Source organism: Micromonospora sp. 4G55 (assembly GCF_016803375.1).
In genome coordinates this window covers 1-1,691 of the sequence record NZ_JAEVHN010000916.1, presented here as the reverse complement: position 1 = coordinate 1,691, position 1,691 = coordinate 1, and the positions used below count along the sequence as shown (strand labels likewise).

Annotated in this window: 2 protein-coding genes and 1 pseudogene; all 3 read right to left on the bottom strand. The window is 78.4% G+C overall.

The window, feature by feature from the left end; all coding sequences use genetic code 11:
* Positions 1–1,230, bottom strand: a pseudogene (locus JNW89_RS36080) (hypothetical protein); the annotation flags it as partial.
* Complete coding sequence (locus tag JNW89_RS36075; RefSeq protein WP_238452413.1) at positions 1,227–1,379, bottom strand: hypothetical protein; 153 nt, start codon at positions 1,377–1,379, stop codon at positions 1,227–1,229. The gene JNW89_RS36075 and the pseudogene JNW89_RS36080, both read right to left, overlap by 4 nt.
* The coding region (locus JNW89_RS36070; RefSeq protein WP_238452412.1) for an FtsX-like permease family protein at positions 1,334–1,691 on the bottom strand (358 nt) is incomplete at its 5' end. The genes JNW89_RS36075 and JNW89_RS36070, both read right to left, overlap by 46 nt.

Below are 1,691 nucleotides of genomic sequence, written 5' to 3'. Positions count from 1 at the left end.
TGGCCGGTCAGCACCGCCATCGGGAGCGCCAGCGTGGCCAGCACCGCCGCGACCAAGGTCAGCCGGCTCGCCGCGTCGGGCGTGCCGTCGCCCAGCGGGTCGGCGGGGAGCAGGCCACCGAGCAGCCACCCCGCCACCCCGGCGGCCGGCACCACCAGCAGCGATTCGGCCAGGCCGCGCCGGACCACGGCGGTGGTGGAGCCGCCCCGGGCGCGCAGCAGCAGGTACTCGTCGCGGCGGCGGCGCACCGCCAGCCGGGCGGCGCAGCACGGTCAGCCCGGCGAGGGTGGCGAGCACCCCGGCGGCGATGACGGTCAGCAGCGTACGGGCGGCGGCGAGCGAGTCCGCGTACTGCCGCAGCGGGATGTCGACGCCCTGGGCGAGCAGCAGCCCGGCGGGGCGCTCGCGGTCGGCCTGGGAGAGTCCGTCGACCAGCGCGTCGAGCCGACCCGGGGTGAGCCGACCGGGGTCGATCCGGTAGCGCCAGCCGAAGCCGACCGCCCAGCCGGCCGCCGCCCGGTCGTCGAAGCCGGCCTCGTCGGTCAGCCCCACCATCTGGAACGGCTGGCCGTCGCCGACCGGCGGGGTGAGCCGCAGCGCCGAGGGGAGCGCGTCCCAGGCGCCGCCGTCGGCGTCGACGGGCCGGAACAGGCCGACCACCGCGACGGTCGTGGCGGCGTACTCCTGGCCGTCGGGCATGTGCAGGGCCAGGTGCAGCCGACTGCCGGGGCGCAGGCCGAGCTGCCGGGCGACCGGCTCCGCGAGCACCGTCTCCACCGGCGCGGCCCGGTCCGCCCCCTCGCCCGGCCAACGGCCGTCGACCAGGGTGGCCGACTCCCGCAGCCCGGTCATGGTGCGCAGGCTGAGGTCGATCAGCCCCTTGTCGGCGGTGAGTTCCGGCCCGGTCAGCCGGCCGAACTCGGTGTCCGCGACGTACCAGCGCTCGCCGACCATCTCGCGCACCGGCGCGGGCAGCTGCCCCAGCAGCGAGTCCAGGGCGGCCCGCTGGGCGGCCGCCACCCCCGGCGCCGGCTGCGGCTCCGCCGGCCGGGTGTAGAGCAGGTCGCGCCGGGGGCCCGGCACGTCGGCCAGCTGCTCGCGCAGTCCCTGGCCGGAGAGCCGGTCCGCGATCCGCGGCATCCCGGTGACCAGCAGCGCGGTGACCAGCGTCAGCACCGCGAGGAGCAGGAAGTGCCCCCCGTACGCGCGCACCCTGCGCAGCACGCTCATCGTTCTCCCCCGATCCGCAGCCGGGCGGCCGCGACGCGTTGCCGGATGCCGGCGGTCAGGACGGCGCTGAACGCGAGCGCCGCCAGCAGCAGCCCGAGCGCGGTCAGGCCGATCGGCGTCCAGGGCAGGGTGAAGGCCGCCTCCGGCACGGGCCGCCGGCGCTCGGGGTGAGGATCACCAGCGGGGCCATCGTGGCGCCCACTCCCGCGCCGACCAGCAGGCCGACGGCGACCCCGATGCCGGCCAGGAAGGTCTGCTCGGCCAGCAGCGCGCGGGCCAGCAGCGGCGGTCCGGCGCCGAGGGTGTGCAGGACCGCGAACTCACCGAGCCGGTGCCGGGCGGTGGCCCAGACGTCCACGGCGAGGCCGACCAGGGCGAGCAGCACCGACCCGAGGCGGCGGCGAGCAGCCGTCCGCGCGCCCCGCCAGTACGGGTCCCGGGCGGCCTCCGCGGCGGCCGCC